The following is a 17,823-nucleotide window of genomic DNA, read 5'->3' as shown; positions in this document are numbered from 1 at the left end:
ATTTATCTATTTAACCAACTGCTACTATCGCTTTTAAAATATTATCACTAGGTGGAGCTACTGATACATCATGCATCACTCTCGCTCTAGTTATAAATCCTTCTTTTAAAATGAGTAAATGGTGTGCGGCTTCAATTGCTTTTTCTCTATTATGAGCAAATTCAGGGGTTTCTAAAAGAGCTGATAGTATAATCTCAAAGTTCGTTTGCTTATGCTGTTTGCAAAGTTTGGCAATAGGGTCATTCTCTATAGGGTATTCAGCTGCAGTATTAATAAAAAAACAGCCATTAAAGTTACCTAACTCTGAAACCTCATTATTAATCCACTTTTTCAGTCCGAAAAAAATTGCTTGCGCGACTAATATAGCACTTGGTTGTAGACATATTTTTTTTAGCCAAGCGTTAAAGCACATGTCGCGTGCGACTAAACAAGCACAAATAAGCGCATCTTTGCTTTCAAAGTGCTTGTATAAGGTTTTTTTTGCAATGCCGGATACAGCTAAAATTTCATTAATACCAACAGCGTGTATACCCTTTTTATAAAAAAGGCTCAGTGCCGTACTGATTATTTGTTGTTGTTTATTCATGATATTCCAAATTTGAGCAGTAAAAACACAGCTTGACATAGGTAGACCGACTTGTCTATATTGCAAGTGTAGACAAATCGGTCTACTTTTGAGGAGGTAATATGCATAGTGAGCAAATAAAGTCGGCATTAATCGCAGGTGTTTTTTCTACTTTTGTTTTGGGTTTTTTGGCGTGGCTAAATTATATGGGTGATTACGGTATTTGGTTAATGGCGCCATTCGGCGCAACAGCTGTGCTTGTTTTTGGCGTACCACAGAGCCCATTAGCTAAGCCAAAAAACGTGATAGGGGGGCATATGCTGACCGCAATGATTGGGGTTGTTTTTAGCTATTATAGTGCTGATAGTGCGATCATGATTGGGCTGGCTGTGGGTATTGCTATAACTTTGATGATGATTACTAAAACCATTCACCCTGCTGCCGGTGCAAACCCTATCTTAATTATTGAGTCTAGCCAAAGTTGGGATTTTTTAATAATGCCAGTACTTGCCGGGACAGTGTTTATTGTGGTGTGTGGTTTTGTCGCAACGTGGTTTTTGCAGCTATTGATAGAAACTAAACATAAAAAAACCGCTTGACGCGGTTTCTTTTATACTGAGCACTCAGTGAATTACACTACACCGCGCGGTAGGCGGCAGTCGTGATCTTTACGAGCAAGCTCTACTATCCAAAGCTCTTCTGCTGTGTAACCTTCTTCGTTCTCAGTGATCACGGTGAAAGGCGCTTTTTTCTGTGCTTTTACAGGAGCAGCTTTTTTAGTTTTTTTAGCGGGTGCTTTTACTGCAGCTTTTTTTGTAGACTTTCCAGAGCTTAATTCTTTAGTCAGCTCTGCTACATCAGCTAGGCGCATATTCTTGCCGCCATCAACGCTGTACCAGCCAGGTTTAGTTGTTATTTCAGGTTTTTTACCATTGGCAGCTTCATATGCAGCTTCAAAGGCAGATAACACTTCTGTTTTGTCTAGTTTGCTCATCAGAGACCCTATACGTTGTTTACACAGATAAAGAAGAGGTATTTATACCTATTTTAGAACTGTTTTTCAATTTTTTGCGATTTTCCTTTCATTTTTAGCGCATAACCGCCAAAATTTGTACAAAATTCAGTGCAAAGTAAGGTAAGTAGTATGCAACGTAGAGAATTTAATCAACTATTAAATACCCTGTTAAAGCCAGAAACCATTAACGATTTTTGTCCAAACGGACTTCAGGTAGAAGGTAAAGATGAGATACGCACCATAGTAACGGGTGTAACGGCAAGCCAAGCACTTATTGATGCCGCGATTGAAAAAAATGCCGATGCCATTTTGGTACACCATGGCTATTTTTGGAAAGGCGAGTCACAACCTATCATTGGCATGAAAAAACGTCGTGTGGCTGCACTTTTAGCTAACGACATCAATTTATTTGCTTATCATTTGCCATTAGATATTCACCCTGAAATCGGCAACAACGCTCAGCTAGCGCAATTACTCGATATTGAGATTGAAGCAGGTTTAGAGCCAGTCAATAACAGTGTCGCGATGAAAGGGCGGTTAAAAACGCCGCTAACGGGGTGCGAATTTGCTAAAAAAATAAACCAAGTGCTTAATCGCGAGCCTCTGACAAGTTTAGTGCGTAATGATAAAATTGAAACTATTGCCCTGTGCACTGGTGGCGGGCAAGGCTATATAGATTTAGCAGCTGAGCAGGGGCTAGATGCTTACTTAACCGGTGAAGCGTCAGAACAAACAATACATAGTTCTCGCGAGCAAAATATCGACTTTTTTGCTGCTGGCCACCATGCCACAGAGCGATACGGTATTAAAGCGCTGGGTGAATACCTTGCTGATAAATATGGCTTTGATGTAACATTTATTGATATAGACAACCCAGTGTAAGCTTTGCCGTAAATACAATGCCGTCTAAGTAACCTATTCATACTTATCTTGAGTAGGTTCTTTATAACATATTAAAATAACTTATTATTTTAATATGTTATAAAGAGTTTCCGCTGAGGTTAAAACCCATCAACAATAAAAAATCAAAGAGCTTCAGGATTTATTGTGCGACGTATTTTTATCCATGTATCGCCAAGTACTTCATGGGCAAATTGAGTCACTACTAGTAATGCTTTTGCGTTGGGTATGAGTTGCTTATACCAAGGGTACGCTGCAAAGTTGTGGTAGTCAGTTGCTGCGGGGATCACAGTGATGCCTTGAGCATTAAATAAATTTATTGCTCTGGGCATATGGCTTACAGAAGTAACTAAAGCGGTATTATAATCAACTAGTTTTGAGGCTAAAAATGCGGCTTCTTGCGCTGTGTCCATTGCGTTTGGATTTTGTACAATGCGACTTTTATTCATACCCAAGCTAATTGCCGTTTTATACATAAGTGCGCTGTTGGTGACTTTTTCATAACCCCCACCCGATACAATTAACTGAGCTTGAGGATATATATTAGCGAGCCTAATACCTTCCACTAAACGTGTTAATGCACAATTTCCTAGCTGGCTGTTAGCACTAAGGGCTGGGTTAGGGTTTATGTCGCAGCCAAGTACCACAATTTTATCTATGCTTGGGTGATCATTGATACTAAAAGCCAATGAAGTAGGTTGATTCTGTTTAATCAATAAGTTGGCAACCCAGGGCGTACTGGCAAGTAATAAGGTTGTAAGACTTAAAAAAGACAAGGTAATAACAAGCTTTCGTTGTTTGAGTGCAAAAATAAGCAGTATTAGGCTAAGTAAACCTAGTAATGGTAACGGCATGAGTAAACCGCCCAATATTTTTTTAAGTTCAAACATAATGAGTAACACGGTTGAATATATTTACTAACATGTTACTCATAAGTTTTAGATTTATCGACCGTTATTTAATTTACAGGTGTTTAAAAAATGACGGTAAACCGGATTGTCTTTCATGTCTTTTTTCATCGCTAAGTACATCGGACGGGTTAAACCAAGCGCGCCCAGTGGAATTGACTTAATTAGCCCTTGGCTTTCATACGGAGTAACGAGCCAATCAGGTAGGGCGGCTACACCCATACCTGCACTGACTAATTGAAATATAAGTAAGCCCTGATCAACTGTTTTAAGCGTGCCATCAAAACGTGCATTTTGAATAAAATGCTTAAATATATCTTGGCGCTCACGGGGAATCGGGTAAGAAATAATAGTTTCGTTTTTTAAATCAAGCGCAGTTACGTAGGCTTTTTTAGCTAAGTCATGATCCGGTGCCACTATTAGCTTAAGTTTAAAGTCAAATAGGTGGGCGTATTCTAGTTTGTCGGGTTCACGCACATCTGAGGTAAGCACTAGGTCTAATTCATCATTTAATAAGTCTGGGATGGCGTCGTAACTAAAACCACGTTCGTAATCAATCTTTATGTCAGGCCAAAAATTATTAAACTCTTTAATAGTAGGCAATAGCCAATGAAAACAGGCATGACATTCAACACTTAGACGCAGTTGTGAGATTGGCTGATTTAAACTTTCTTTTAATCGGCATTTAGTTGCTTCTAACTTAGGTAATATTTCGTGTGCTAATTCAAGTAATAACATACCTTGAGGTGTAAATCGGACGGGTTGAGTTTTTCGTTCGAACAACTGGCAATCTAATTTATTTTCTAAATCTTTGATCTGATGTGATAAAGCTGACTGAGTTAAAAATAGCTCGCGGGCTGTATTAACTAACGATCCCGTTTCTTTAAGGGTCGCTATAGTTTTTAGGTGTTTAATGTCAATCATCTTTAATAAATCTCATGGGTATGGTGAGTATTGCTTAGATTAACTACATACTACGCTTATATAAAAATCGTTTCAACGTCTAGATGGCTATAAAAGTGAGGTTTGGTGTGTTTTTTACTGCAAACATTAAATTTATTAACTTTGCATAGTCAAATATTGTTTTGTTATTTGTTTGTTGTTGAATTTAGCTCATGTTAAATCGGGTTTAAATAGTTAAGCTGAAATTAAAATAAAGCAGTGTGAATTTGGTTATGGAGTAAGTTATGTATGTTTAGCGATTAATGTGTTGTTGTAAAACATGCTGTTGAGGTTAGCATTTAGCATCAAGGTTTAAATTGGTATGCTCTTACAAACGAGATTAAATTATTAAGAGTATTAAAGCGAGTAAGCACAGTGGTCAGTTTAATCCTAAATACTTGGTTGTAAATTCCAGCTGTGCCTAGCCATTAAAGAGGGCTGTGTATTAATGCTATGGCCTCTGTTGCTTTAACAGGTTTTGATTTTAAAAAGCCTTGCCCATAATCACATTGGGTTTTTTGTAAAATAGTAAGTTGCTCAGCGGTTTCTATTCCTTCTGCAATAACAATAAGATCTAAAGAAATAGCCAAGGTTAAGATAGCATCTATTAATGGGTTAGCAGTGGTTTTTAAGTTATCAATAAAGCTTTTATCAATTTTCATTACATGAATTGGCAGTTGGTGCAAGTAGCCTAGAGCAGAATAGCCTGTGCCAAAATCATCAAGGCAAAGCAACACTTTTAAAGGTGATAACCCTTGTATAATTTGCGTCGCTAATTCTAAATTTTCGATCAGTCCCGATTCAGTTATCTCAAGACACAATGAGCCCAGTGGTAGGTGGTGTTTTTTATAAATACTATGGAGCTGCTCTACAAATTCTAAACTGGCAAAGTGTCGAGAAGATACATTAACCGTGACACGTAAAAAGCGATGCCCTTGTTGTTGCCACAAAGCAATATGTTGCGCTGCGAGGTCTAGTAAATGCAAATCTAAGTTAATAATTTGCCCGGTCTTTTCAGCAATTGGAATAAAGTCGTTCGGTGATATAAACCCTTTTTTTGGGTGATGCCAACGTACGAGAGCTTCAAATCCTATAACCTCGCCACTGTTAATAGTAAAGATAGGCTGAAAATACAGTTCAAATTCATTATGCTCAATACCGTGCTGTAAATCGTTTTCAAGATCTGCATGCGTTTTTAGCTTATTGCGCATCACGTTATTAAAAAATTTAACTTGGCCACGCCCAGATGATTTTGCCTCATACATAGCCGCATCTGATTGTTGCAATAATACAAATGCTTCATCGTCTACGCTGTCACTAAATGCAACGCCAATACTGGTGGAGGGCTGCAGTAAATGGCCATCAATATTGACAGGTTCAGATAGTGCCGTTTTAATGCGAGTAAGGGCATCGTTTACTTGGTCACGATGACTGAGGTTTTCCATAAAAATAGCAAACTCATCGCCACCTAAGCGAGAAAAGGTATCGGTATTGCGTACCGTTTGAGTAATGAGTTTACATATAGCAATTAAAAAGTGATCACCTACTTCGTGACCTAACGAATCATTAATACTCTTAAAGCGATCAAAATCAAGGTAAAGCAGGGCATGAAAAGTGCCTTTTTGAGCGCGATTTAGGCGTAAAATCGCATGCTTCATTCTTTCAATCAGTAGCGAACGGTTTGCCAGCCCAGTTAGCTCATCGTGCAGCGCTTTGTGCTCAAGCTCTTGGCGGGCTAAATGCCTATCTATAACCATGCTTATTTGACGGCTTACATAGGTTAGCAGCGAACTATCATGCTCATTATAATAATGTTGTTCGTCATAACTTTGTACAACAATAACGCCACTCATACGCTCATTAACTTTAAAAGGTACACCTAACCATGAATCAGCTTGTTCACCTACTAACTTAAAATGGCCTTGTGCAATATGTTCATGGTATTGCTGTTTATTAAGTAGCAATGGTCGTTCATTAATCAGCAAATAATAAGAGGCTGTCTCTTTTAGTTGATCTTTTGAAATTATTTTATGGGTATTTGTTTGTACACCGCCTTCAACGGTATAAACAAAGTCGAGTGCGTCTTCTTTTTTGTCGTACAACGCAATAAAAAAGTTACTTGCAGTCAATAAGCTGTCAATAATTACATGCAGCGATTTAAAAAACGTATCTAAATTTTGTGCTTTGTAGGTTAAGTTAGCTATTTGCAGTAGGCTGCTTTCTAATTTTTGTGCATTGTTGAGCTGCATTACTGTGTCTTGCAAGCTATTAACGGTATTCACTTGATTGATTTTTGCGCTTAATAAATGAGCTACCGTAGTTAAAATCTCTAGATGCGAACTAGTAAAGTAATTTTTTATTGGGTGCTCACAGTCTATAACCCCAAGCACGCGATCTTTGTATATTAAGGGGACGCATATTTCTGATTGGGCAGGGCGTTCATCAGCTATGTAACGGCTGTCTTTATTTACATCACCAATTATTAATGCTTGCCCTGTGGATGCTGCATAGCCTGTTATGCCTTCGCTAAAGCGAATGATTTTGCGTTCAGACTGATAACTGATATGTTCGCTTTCAATACCCATAGAAGCTACTTGATTCAGCAAAGATTGGCTGTCATCTGCTAAGTAAATAACGCAGTCTACAAACCCAAGTCGATTAACAACCTGTGTAGTGACATAACTAAAAAGCGCTTCTAATGTATTCAGTTGCAATAAACTTGACGAGAACTGATTGATTATACTCAATTGATCCGTTTTAGTTTCGAGCGCTTTAGTGGTATCGATAGTGTTCGACATAAGCAGCTTTGGGAGGCCTTATAATTATTATTAAAGGTACATACGTTAACCTAATATTAACGTTTCTACAAAATAAAACGTTAAATGAGAATCATCAAGTGTAAAGTTAACTTTAAATGTAGTATCTAAGGATTATTTCTAATAAGCCCTTTACTCGAAAACACCATATGCCTATGATCAGTTAACTTAAGCATTAGGACTTTACGATGACGAGCAAAATGACAACTTTAACGATTACTAGACCCGATGATTGGCATGTGCATTTACGCGATGGGGATCAGTTAAAAGATACGGTGCGTGACATTAGCCGTTATATGGGCCGCGCGATAATTATGCCAAATTTAGTTCCGCCAGCTACGTGTACAGAAACCGCATTGTCGTACCGAGAGCGAATTATGGCTGCAAAACCTCAAGGGCAGTTTGAACCTTTAATGGTGCTTTACCTTACTGATAAAACGACGCCTGATGAAATAAAAAAAGCAAAAGCGACAGGTAAAATTTTTGCAGCTAAATTGTACCCAGCGGGTGCAACAACTAACTCGGATTCTGGTGTAACATCAGTAAAAAATATCTACCCAGTATTAAAAGCAATGCAAGAGGTTGGCATGCTTTTACTTGTCCATGGTGAAGTCACTGACTCTTCTATTGATATATTCGATCGTGAAAAAGTATTTTTAGACACTATTTTAGGTGACGTTGTCGCAGACTTTCCTGAGCTTAAAATTGTCCTTGAGCATATAACAACGAAAGATGCAGTAGAATTTGTTGAAAATGCCTCGGATAATGTAGCAGCTACAATTACTGCGCATCATTTGTTATATAACCGCAACCATATGTTAGCAGGGGGGATACGCCCACATTATTACTGCTTACCAATATTAAAGCGTAACATTCATCAACAAGCGCTTATGGCGGCAGCGACAAGTGGTAGTAAAAAATTCTTTTTAGGCACGGATTCAGCCCCACATTATAAAGATAAAAAAGAAGCGGCATGTGGTTGTGCCGGTGCTTATACCGCGCATGCAGCTATTGAACTTTATGCTGAAGCTTTTGAAGAGGCAGGAGCGCTTGATAAGTTAGAAGGCTTTGCAAGCCACTTCGGTCCAGACTTTTATGGCCTTGAGCGTAATACCGACACTATTACCTTGGAGAAAGCGCCTTGGACAGTGCCAGCAAGTTATTCGCTAGGAGATTCAGAAGTAGTACCGATTAAAGCCGATAGTGTTATTGACTGGCAAGTTAAATAGTAAAGATTAAGCTAAAACCACCTAAACTAAGGTGGTTTTTTATTTTCAATTACCAAAAAAGCGGTTTGGAGAAACCATATTTTAAAAATTTATAATCTGCTTATAAAAAACACAACTTTTAGGTTGTTTATCCTTATAAAAATTAGAAACTTATAAAGAAAGTAATAAATCGATGAATCTTCAAAAATAAATCCCAATTAATAGAGCTAAAAAAATATTAATGTGTTAACCTTAATTGGCTTTGAGTTTTTGCGTATTGAATTACGGTATTGTGCTGCGTTTAAGGTTACCGGTTTGGTTATTACTTCTTCCTGTACTATCACCTCCAGTTTTTTGGGCATTGACTCAGGGAGGATATTGCCATAATTATATGGCTGAATTTTAATTATTGACTTACAGGAAAATTTAGTATGTCGGTTACTGGTAAAGTAAAATTTTTCAACGAAGCTAAAGGCTTTGGTTTCATTGAACAAGAAAATGGTCCTGACGTGTTTGTACATTTCAGCGCAATCACTGGTTCTGGTTTTCGCACTCTTAGCGAAGGTCAAGCAGTGACTTTCAGCATCAAGCAAGGTCAAAAAGGCCCAGAAGCTGAGAACGTAGAAGTAGCATAATTTATTATGTGAACCTAAGTTCATCGTGGTGAAGCACTAACCTGTTTCACCATAATTTATATACATCTACAAAACTCATTTACTCCTCCGTAACGCCATAATTCTTTTAGTAGCTATAATTCCTTTAAACCCTCATTTTATCTATATGTTTATAAACCTTCGTGCTTTGAGTATTTCATCGGCCAACTACATATTAGCTGTGCCATTACGTAATAATACTTAACCATATTGAGAGGGCAGATGAGTCGATAACTGCGTTAAAAATTTCTCGTCTAGAAAAAAATAAGTAAATTTTTTGCCTTGCTATCTACATAGTTTTCCTTTTTAAAAATAGCTCATTTAATTAAGCGAGTTGGTATTACTTAACGTTATAGTGAACCTATCAGCGTCATCACTGCAAATCCTATTGGTTAATAAAAGCTTAAAAGTGTGTAAGATTGGCATTCGTACCTATGAAAATATTAACAGTGGCCAGGGAGCGTTATATTAATTGGATGAAAAAACACAGGTGTTAATAAAAATGATTTTTTGTAATTACCTTCCCCCCCTTTGTATTGCTTTTTAATAAATCTGCACGTCATTATTATGATGCGATGAATAACCTAATAATAACGATTAGCTGTATTTTTGGTCTAAAAAGTCTTAAAAAAGCTTCAAAATGAATATTCGGGACAGAAAATTAGCTTATTTTTAATTTTTTTTCAGCAACGATTAAGTTAATTTTAAATGTTATATTTTTGTTTACATTAACGGTGGTGGTTATCGTTATTCTTACTATATCAGGGCTTGCAGAAATTGTGTTTATCACGTTAGTTATAATAATGTTAATTTTTTTGTTCGGGCCCAGTAAATATCTTACAAACAAGCTGATTTATTTATAGGTTATGCTAAACATGAAGTTGACATGACTTAATGCATTTAGCATTATTGGTAAGTTGATATCTATTAAAAGATATCAGGGTTGTCTTCCCCATAGCGGGTTGATAATTAAATTATAAAAGTAACATTACTTAATTGGTTGGGAACTATGTCTGTTAAAATCAGAAAGAGTCTTGTAGCAACTGCGTTGGTTGGCGCTTTTGCATTTGCAAGCAGCAATGTGATTGCAGATCCTTTGAATGACGTGCAAAAAGCAGGTCAAACAATTCAAAAGGCTGCGGTTAAGTCTCAAACTAAAATTGACAATGTATATGGTCAAACTCAGGAGTTAATCGCTGAGTACCGTAGCATCGTTGATGAGACTGAACTTATGAAAGTGTACAACGATCACGTAGCACGTTTGGTCGCAGACCAAAACGCGTCTATCGCATCGTTCGATCGTCAAATCGCGACTATCGATAACACTAAACAAAACGTTGTGCCTTTGATGTATCGCATGATCGATACGCTTGAGCAATTCATCAAAGCGGACGTTCCATTTAACCTTGAAACTCGTCTTGGACGTGTTGAAAGATTACGTGAGATCATGGCATCTGCATCTGTAACAACGTCTGAGAAGTTCCGTCAGGTTCTTGAAGCGTACACTGTTGAAACAGCCTACAGCTCAGCTGTAACTGCTTCTCAAGGTACTTTGGATGTTGATGGTCGTAGCATTAACGTAGATATTGGTCGTTTAGGTCGTATTACTTACGTAGCGCAATCATTCGATCTAAAACACGCTTGGGTGTGGGATAACAACACTAAACAGTGGAAAGAATTAGGTGAAGAATACCTAAAACCTGTTAAAGAAGTGATCCGTATGGCACGTAAGCAAGCGACACTAGAACTTGTTAAACTACCAATTTTTGGCGCGGAGTAATCAATAATGAAGAAACTATTTAAAGGTTTTGCTGTTGCAGCAGTACTGTCTGTTTCTGCCGGTACCGCGCTTAATGCACATGCAAATACTGACGCTTTAGATAAAATTCTTGAGCAAGTAAAGCAAGAGCGTATCTCTGAAGGAAAAATCAATAAGCAACGTGAACAAGAGTTCTTGTCAGATCGTGCTGATAAGCAAGCGTTACTTAACAAAGCGAAAAGCCAACTAGCTGCTGAAAAAGCACGTGGTGATCGTCTTAGCAAAGAATATGCACAAAACGAAAATACTTTAGCGGAAAAAGAGCAAGCTCTTCAAAACGCGCAAGGTACGTTAGGTGAAATGTTTGGTGTTGTTCGTCGTGCAGCAGCTGACGCGATTGGTTCAATTGAAGCATCTTTAGTAAGTGCTGAAAAACCAGGTCGTGCTGAAGTACTTCGTTCATTAGCAGCCGCTAAAGAACTTCCAACTGTTCGTGAATTAGAAGAGCTTTGGATTTCACTTCAAACAGAAATGACTGAATCAGCAAAAGTTTCAACGTTTGAAACTGAAGTTGCAGGTCTTGACGGTAACCCGTCTATGAAAAAAGTAACACGTATCGGTAACTTCAACTTAGTTACAGACGACGGCTACTTAATCTACTCACCAGAGACTAAATCTATCCAGCCTCTAGGTAAGCAACCTGATAGCTATATCCTTAAAGGTATTTCTGATCTAGAAGGTACTTCAGCTGATAACTACGCTGGCGTATACGTGGATCCTACACGTGGTGCAATTTTACGTATCAACACGCAGAAAAAGTCTCTTATGGAGTACTACGAGCAAGGTGCTGAAGTTGGTTACATCATCACAGTATTACTCGTTGTAGGTCTTTTAATCTTCTTAGTACGTTTCGTTGATTTAGCGCTTACTACTTCTAAGATCAAAGGTCAGCTTAAGAACTTGTCTACACCGAATACAAATAACCCACTGGGTCGTATTCTTAAAGTGTACTCTGACAACAAAAACCAAGATGTTGAAAACCTTGAGCTAAAACTTGATGAAGCGATTCTACGTGAAACGCCACGCATCGAAGCGGGTATTAACATCATCAAGATCCTTGCTGCTATCGCACCATTACTAGGTCTACTAGGTACGGTAATCGGTATGATCTTAACGTTCCAAACAATCACATTGTTCGGTACGGGCGATCCGAAGATCATGGCTGGTAACATCTCTCTAGCACTTGTAACTACAGCGCTAGGTCTAATTGCAGCTCTACCACTTATCCTACTTCACTCTATTGTTGCAGGTCGTAGTAAGTCGGTATTACACATCCTTGATGAGCAAAGCGCGGGTATCATCGCGACTCACGCGGAGAAGGAGAAAGCCTAATGCTAGTCCTGATGGAGATCTGGGAATCTATCAGGGATTTTGTTGGCACAGGCGGCCAGGTATTATACGTGGTCGCGATAGCACTCTTTCTTATGTGGGTTTTAATGATTGAGCGCTATTGGTTCCTACTTGCTGAATTTCCTCGTTTAACGAAGGAAATAGTAGCCAAGTGGGATGCCCGCCAAGACACTACGTCTTGGTACGCACACAGAATCCGTGAAGCATGGATTTCTGAAGCGTCTGAAAAATTAGATCAGCGTATGTTGTTGATTAAAACATTAGTAGCTGTATGTCCTTTAATAGGCTTACTTGGTACTGTTACGGGTATGATCGCGGTTTTTGAAACCATGGCGACCCAAGGTACAGGTAATGCACGTTTAATGGCATCAGGCATATCAATGGCAACAATCCCAACAATGGCTGGAATGGTTGCGGCACTATCTGGGGTATTCTTTAGCTCACGCCTTGAGGCAAGAGCGAGAATGGTGAAAGCCAAACTTGTAGATAGTATGCCTCATCACTAGAGAGAGAATTAAATATGGCACGTAAACAACGTTTTCGTGAAGAAGAAGAAGCAGCGGTAGATATGACGCCAATGCTTGACATCGTATTTATCATGCTTATTTTCTTTATCGTAACTACATCGTTCGTTAAAGAGGCTGGTATCGAGGTCAATAAACCAAAAGCTGCCCAAGCTACGAAGCAAAAAAATGCTAACATTTTTATTGCAATTCGCAGCGACGGTGCAATCTGGATTGATAAACAGCAAGTTGATGTTGAACGTGTTTCAGCAAAAATCGAAAGTTTATTAGCAGAACAACCTACTGATGTTGTAATTTTGCAAGCTGATAAAGAAGCAAAACACGGTACAGTGGTTAAAGTGATGGACCAGATTAAAGCGACAGGTGATAACCTGAGAATTTCAATAGCTGGAGATCAGTAATGATTCGTTTTCTGTTTTCACTGATTGCAGGTGGGGCAGTTACTTTCGGCTTGTTCTACTTCATGGCATACCTCATCTCTGGTGGGGCTGACCGTAATACGGAACAAAAAGAGCAGATCATAGTCGAAATTATGACGAATCCGCCTGAATCTAAGGTGCAGGAGAGGAAGCGTGTACCGCCTCCGCCTCCGCCACCGCCAAAGCAGCCGCCTAAACCGCAGCCGCCACAGCCGGAAAATAGCAACCCAAGTACGAGCTTGTCGTTTAATATGCCAAGCATCGATGTGGGAAGCACGGCCGGTGGACTAAGTGGTCCAGGTGCATTTGGACGAGATGGTGATGCGACACCGATCGTTCGTATTGAACCAAAATATCCAACACAAGCAGCACGTGATGGTAAAGAAGGTTGGGTTCAACTTTCATTCACAATTGATGAGTTAGGTGGTGTGATTGACGTTGATGTAATCGACGCAGATCCAAAACGTATCTTTGACCGTGAAGCTAAACGTGCATTGCGTAAGTGGAAATACCGTCCTAAGATCATTGACGGAAAACCACAAAAGCAAGTTGGTTTACAAGTTCAACTAGACTTTAAACTTAACCAAGGCAACTAAGGAGGCGAGTAATGAGAAATTTTTCTAAAGTAACTGCACTTGCAATTCTTATGTCTGTGTCAGGTGTAGCATTAACTGCACCTGTTTTAGCGGCGCCAGATTACGCGAAAATTGAAGAGCGTAAGAAAGCAAAGACTAAAATCATGGGCGAACGTACTGGTAAGAAAGTAATTAAAGCGTTTGATTTGTATAATGAAGAGGATGTTGATGGTGCAATCGCTTTATTGAAAGAGTTAGATCCGTCTAACGACTTTGACAAAGCAACTGTTAATCGTTACTTGGGCAGCATGTACGCTCAAAAAGAGCAGTACAAAGTTGCTATTAAGTATATGAAAGCAGCGATTGCACCAGATGTATTAAACTTTGCCGATCAGGCTCAAGGTTTAAAAACCTTAGGTGATATGTATGCAGGTACTGAACAATACAGTGCTGCCAAGCAAGCATATTATGATTGGATGGACTTTACAGGCGAAGAAGACCCAAAAGTTTACACTCGTATTGCGCAAGCAAGTTATGAGCTTAAACAATTTAATGAGGTTCTTGAGCCAGCAAACAAAGCAATTAAGTTAGCAAAAGAGCCTAATAAAGCTCCTTATCAACTTAAATTAGCTGCCTATTTTGAGAAAAAGCAATATCAAAATATGGTTAAAGTTGCTGAAGAAATCGTTCGTGTATGGCCTGAAGACAAAAAGTCTTGGGTAGGCTTAGGTAAGTATTATTTACAAACCGAAGACTATAAAAAAGGCCTAGCAACTATGGAAGTTGCTTACAAGAACGGTTACTTTGAAAACGAAGTTGAATACAAAGTTTTAGCTAACTTTTATTCTTTAAACGAAATTCCTTATAAAGCAGCTGTAACGCTTGAAAAGGCCGTTAAAGAAGAAAAAGTTAAACGCACTAAGCAAAACATGAGTGCGATTGCTAGTAACTACCATCGTTCGAAAGATATAGAGAAAGCTGCTAAGTACTACGTAGAAGCTGCTAAATTTGATAATGACGCTGAGCTTTACCGCAAAGCAGGTTCATTACTTTTACGAGCTGAAAAATTCAGTGGTGCTATTGTTAGCTTAAACAAAGCATTAGAGTTTGGCTCTGATAAGAAAGGTACTATTTATTCAGATTTAGCTGAAGCGTTTTACTACCAAGGCAAGTATAAGCAAGCACATGCTGCTATTACTAAAGCTATGGACGACCCAAGCACACGTAGGTTTGCAAAAGGTTGGGCTACATATATTAAAGATAAAGCCGCTCGCAACGGTGTTAAAATTTAATATTTAATGTACTCTAGTATTTTTAAAAAGCCCCATTGGGGCTTTTTTTATTGGAATTAACATGAACAAAACGCCTATTATTTCATTGCTCTTTTGTTTGCTTTTAGCATCCTGCTCTAAGCCAGCTGACTTATTTTCATCTTATGAAGAGGCACAAACCGCGTTAATATCACTTAATACGGCTTTAAGTGCACAAAAAAACTCACATGCTACAGGACTTAGTAATGAGCAACTGCCTTTTACTGATGCATATTTAGCGCGTCGCCATGATATTTACCAGCAGCTAATGCAAATGAAGTTAACTGTTGCGCAAACTAATCAGGTAAATTATTTGGTGATTGCTGAGCGATTTCCAGAGCGGTATTTCGCATGGCCTGCACACACTGATGTGTTATCAAATATGCTTTCGATAGTTAAAAATGATGCTCAGTATAAAAACATTGAGCAATGGCTGATATTTGTTCAAACACAGCTTAAAGCCGCTGAGCAAAGTAACTTAAAGCTTAATAAAATAGAGCATAATTATTTAAAGCACTATGTACAGCAAGCAATTAACAGTACAGACACACCTATTGAGCTTAATGAGTCTCTGAGTGTATTAAATAATTACTTAGCGCAGTATAAGCCAAGAGGCAGCATTGGGTTGTCTGGCCTTGCTAATGGCAGCCAGTGGTATCAAAGTAAATTAAATTATTTTGCAAATGATGTGCTTTCACCGCTTGAGTGGCTAAGTCGCATTGATAGTAAATTTAAATCAATGCAGAGTCAAAAACAGCATACAATGGTAGAAGCTTCAAATGCCTCACAGCTTACCAAATTACTTTTAACTGATTCTAAAATAATGGGTTTAGACTGGTCAACGGGTTATACGCTATTACCTCAGCGGGCTAACGCTACACAATTAGAACCTGCCGATGCGCAGCTCTATATGGCTATGATGGAAACTGATCTTGGGGTGCATTATCATGCGTGGACACTATCGCAAGCGCGTTTGAATTTACTAAAACGTTTAAATATTAGTGAAAAAGATGCGAGGATATTAGTTGAGGATATTATTTTTTATCCAGGGCAATCATTTAGTTTTGCACCGCAATTACTTAATTAAATTTAAGTGCGCTACTATTTAGCGCACTTATCACACCGCTGAGCAGCAGGGTCTCTTTCTAAGCGCTGCTCTGATATTTTCTCTTCACAGTCACAGCAGTAGCCATATTGACCAATATCCATTTGACTAATTGCTGCTTCAAGCTTGTTCATTCGTTCAATTAACGGATTATACTCAGTACCTAATTGTTGAGCGGCTAAATCGAGCCACTCTTCATTGGATGTATGGGTTAGGATGCAGAGCAAATTTTGATGTGTAGGGTGAGTCGATTGTGACAGCAAACCTAATATAGTTGCTTTAACACTTTCTATTTCATCGTTTAGTCGTTGCTGGTGATGCATTAGCAGTATAACCCTTAAGTTAATTTGTAGTGATACTGCTATTATCTATTTAGATTTACTTAGGTGTTATGATTTGTATCAAATTGTGGCGCTTTCGCATACTTCTTTAACACTTCGGCTACTTCATCCTTGGCTTTTAAACGACGAATTTCATCAAATAATAGTCCTGCTTGTGGATATTGGCGTTTTAAATAACCAAGCCATTGTTTTGTTCGAGATGCGAAGTATTTAGTATCTTTGCTGGCTGTTTGGTGCATAGATGAATGAATAATATGGTGTAAAATATTTTCCCATGTCAGTTCACTGTAGCTTTCTTTATTAACCTGCGCTTTAATTTTTCTTGCTAGATCAGGATGTGAAAGAGCGCCACGACCAATCATCAAATCACGGCAACCACTGCGTTTTTGGCATAAAAGTGCATCTTCTATTTGCCAAATTTCGCCATTGGCGACCACTGCAATTTTTTTATCTTTGACCAAAGGAGGGATTTTTTCCCAATAGGCGGGTGGATTGTAGCCATCGCGTTTAGTACGTGCATGTATAGCAATGCTGTTAGCACCAGCGCTAACAACGGCATCGACAATTTCTTGGCTGTTACTATCATCATCAAAACCTAAGCGAATTTTAGCACTTACTTCATGCTCATCATCAACGGCATCCCTTACCGTTTTTATAATCGAGTACATATGATCTGGATCTTTGAGTAATACAGCACCGCCTTTGCTTTTATTGACAGTTTTTGCTGGGCAACCAAAGTTTAAATCAACGCCATGAGAGCCTAAGCCAATTGCTTTTACAGCATTTTCTGCTAACACGTCGGCTACTTGGCCTAATAACTGAATACGAACCGGAGTACCGCTACGAGTGAGTCCCGCATTTTTAAGTTCAGGGCAATAACGGTGAAATACTTTATCTGGAAGGCAAGTATCTACAACACGGATAAATTCGGTCACACAAAGATCGAAGCCGCCTATGTCGGTAAGTAGTTGGCGCATTTTAAAGTCAACGACACCTTCCATCGGTGCTAAAATAAGTTTCATAGTGTGATTAATGTATTACTAAAAAAGGAGCGCCAGTTTACCTGTAAATCATAAATTCATAAAACGCTTATTAGCGTTCATAGAGAGTTAAATAACTTATTTGCAAAAAAATAGAAAATTTGAAAGTTTTTAGTTTAATACCGGTCTACTTTTATAATGATGTTCAACAAGTTTAAAAGGTAATTAAAAATGAATACAATAAAGAAAAACTCAATTGCATTAACATTAGGCGCAGTGGTTGTTGGCAGCGCAAGTATGGCGAGTACTAATGTTCAAGCTAATCCATTTGAGTTTCAACAAATGGTAGCTGGTTATCAATTAGACGCTGGTGAAGGCAAGTGCGGCGAAGGT

At 38.6% G+C, this 17,823-nt stretch carries 18 protein-coding genes and 1 pseudogene; 12 read left to right on the top strand and 7 right to left on the bottom strand.

Annotation, left to right across the window (positions count from 1 at the left end; genetic code table 11):
* Window positions 1-10 precede the first annotated feature (10 nt).
* Window positions 11-586, bottom strand: a complete 576-nt coding sequence (locus CWB75_RS10865) for a TetR/AcrR family transcriptional regulator (RefSeq protein ID WP_131691211.1) — start codon at window positions 584-586, stop codon at window positions 11-13.
* Between the two features lie 101 nt (window positions 587-687).
* Between CWB75_RS10865 and CWB75_RS10860 the strand changes: the two genes are divergently transcribed.
* Entirely contained in the window at window positions 688-1,164 is a 477-nt protein-coding gene (locus CWB75_RS10860) for an HPP family protein (RefSeq protein WP_131691210.1), read from the top strand.
* Between the two features lie 32 nt (window positions 1,165-1,196).
* On the opposite strand, the gene CWB75_RS10855 is transcribed toward CWB75_RS10860, so the two are convergent.
* Complete coding sequence (locus tag CWB75_RS10855) at window positions 1,197-1,559, bottom strand: hypothetical protein (protein WP_010388549.1); 363 nt, start codon at window positions 1,557-1,559, stop codon at window positions 1,197-1,199.
* Between the two features lie 150 nt (window positions 1,560-1,709).
* On the opposite strand from CWB75_RS10855, the gene CWB75_RS10850 reads away from it, so the two are divergent.
* Complete coding sequence (locus CWB75_RS10850) at window positions 1,710-2,462, top strand: Nif3-like dinuclear metal center hexameric protein (RefSeq protein WP_054201128.1); 753 nt, start codon at window positions 1,710-1,712, stop codon at window positions 2,460-2,462.
* A gap of 143 nt (window positions 2,463-2,605) precedes the next feature.
* On the opposite strand, the gene CWB75_RS10845 is transcribed toward CWB75_RS10850, so the two are convergent.
* The 3 genes from CWB75_RS10845 to CWB75_RS10835 form a co-directional block, all read right to left on the bottom strand.
* Window positions 2,606-3,370, bottom strand: coding sequence for a YdcF family protein (locus CWB75_RS10845; RefSeq protein ID WP_075169057.1), 765 nt, complete (start codon window positions 3,368-3,370; stop codon window positions 2,606-2,608).
* Window positions 3,371-3,424: 54 nt separating this feature from the next.
* Window positions 3,425-4,312, bottom strand: a complete 888-nt coding sequence (locus tag CWB75_RS10840) for a LysR family transcriptional regulator (protein WP_010388553.1) — start codon at window positions 4,310-4,312, stop codon at window positions 3,425-3,427.
* Between the two features lie 446 nt (window positions 4,313-4,758).
* Complete coding sequence (locus tag CWB75_RS10835) at window positions 4,759-7,128, bottom strand: EAL domain-containing protein (RefSeq protein WP_138570638.1); 2,370 nt, start codon at window positions 7,126-7,128, stop codon at window positions 4,759-4,761.
* 206 nt (window positions 7,129-7,334) lie between these two features.
* On the opposite strand from CWB75_RS10835, the gene pyrC reads away from it, so the two are divergent.
* The 9 genes from pyrC (at window position 7,335) to CWB75_RS10790 (ending at window position 16,091) form a co-directional block, all read left to right on the top strand.
* Window positions 7,335-8,375, top strand: coding sequence for a dihydroorotase (gene pyrC, locus CWB75_RS10830; protein ID WP_041708796.1), 1,041 nt, complete (start codon window positions 7,335-7,337; stop codon window positions 8,373-8,375).
* A 410-nt stretch (window positions 8,376-8,785) separates the two neighbouring features.
* Window positions 8,786-8,989 carry a cold-shock protein gene (locus tag CWB75_RS10825; protein ID WP_004588138.1) on the top strand — a complete coding sequence of 68 codons (204 nt, stop codon included), beginning with the start codon at window positions 8,786-8,788 and terminating at the stop codon, window positions 8,987-8,989.
* 1,027 nt (window positions 8,990-10,016) lie between these two features.
* Window positions 10,017-10,787 (top strand): DUF3450 domain-containing protein, encoded by a 771-nt coding sequence (locus CWB75_RS10820; RefSeq protein WP_013465204.1) that lies wholly within the window; start codon window positions 10,017-10,019, stop codon window positions 10,785-10,787.
* A gap of 6 nt (window positions 10,788-10,793) precedes the next feature.
* Window positions 10,794-12,158 (top strand): MotA/TolQ/ExbB proton channel family protein, encoded by a 1,365-nt coding sequence (locus CWB75_RS10815; RefSeq protein ID WP_010388563.1) that lies wholly within the window; start codon window positions 10,794-10,796, stop codon window positions 12,156-12,158.
* Complete coding sequence (locus CWB75_RS10810) at window positions 12,158-12,682, top strand: MotA/TolQ/ExbB proton channel family protein (protein WP_010388565.1); 525 nt, start codon at window positions 12,158-12,160, stop codon at window positions 12,680-12,682. Before CWB75_RS10815 ends, CWB75_RS10810 begins: the two co-directional genes overlap by 1 nt.
* Window positions 12,683-12,696: 14 nt before the next feature.
* Complete coding sequence (locus CWB75_RS10805; RefSeq protein ID WP_006792384.1) at window positions 12,697-13,101, top strand: ExbD/TolR family protein; 405 nt, start codon at window positions 12,697-12,699, stop codon at window positions 13,099-13,101.
* A complete protein-coding gene (locus CWB75_RS10800) occupies window positions 13,101-13,715 on the top strand; it encodes an energy transducer TonB (RefSeq protein WP_010388569.1) in 615 nt (204 codons plus the stop codon). The genes CWB75_RS10805 and CWB75_RS10800 overlap by 1 nt, the downstream gene beginning before the upstream one ends.
* A gap of 11 nt (window positions 13,716-13,726) precedes the next feature.
* A complete protein-coding gene (locus tag CWB75_RS10795; protein ID WP_138570637.1) occupies window positions 13,727-14,986 on the top strand; it encodes a tetratricopeptide repeat protein in 1,260 nt (419 codons plus the stop codon).
* 61 nt (window positions 14,987-15,047) lie between these two features.
* Window positions 15,048-16,091, top strand: a complete 1,044-nt coding sequence (locus CWB75_RS10790) for a DUF885 domain-containing protein (RefSeq protein ID WP_138570636.1) — start codon at window positions 15,048-15,050, stop codon at window positions 16,089-16,091.
* 14 nt (window positions 16,092-16,105) lie between these two features.
* On the opposite strand, the gene CWB75_RS10785 is transcribed toward CWB75_RS10790, so the two are convergent.
* Window positions 16,106-16,432, bottom strand: coding sequence for a TraR/DksA family transcriptional regulator (locus CWB75_RS10785; RefSeq protein WP_010388576.1), 327 nt, complete (start codon window positions 16,430-16,432; stop codon window positions 16,106-16,108).
* 59 nt (window positions 16,433-16,491) lie between these two features.
* Window positions 16,492-17,472: a tRNA-dihydrouridine synthase gene (locus CWB75_RS10780; protein WP_054201122.1), complete on the bottom strand. Its 981-nt coding sequence runs from the start codon at window positions 17,470-17,472 to the stop codon at window positions 16,492-16,494.
* A gap of 189 nt (window positions 17,473-17,661) precedes the next feature.
* Here CWB75_RS10780 and CWB75_RS19340 point away from each other — a divergent pair.
* Window positions 17,662-17,823, top strand: a pseudogene (locus CWB75_RS19340) (HvfA family oxazolone/thioamide-modified RiPP metallophore); the annotation flags it as partial.

It is taken from the genome of Pseudoalteromonas sp. S1608 (assembly GCF_005887265.1).
Lineage (GTDB): Bacteria > Pseudomonadota > Gammaproteobacteria > Enterobacterales > Alteromonadaceae > Pseudoalteromonas > Pseudoalteromonas undina.
Note: the sequence above shows the minus strand (reverse complement) of the source record. Positions and strands in the feature narration are given on the sequence as shown.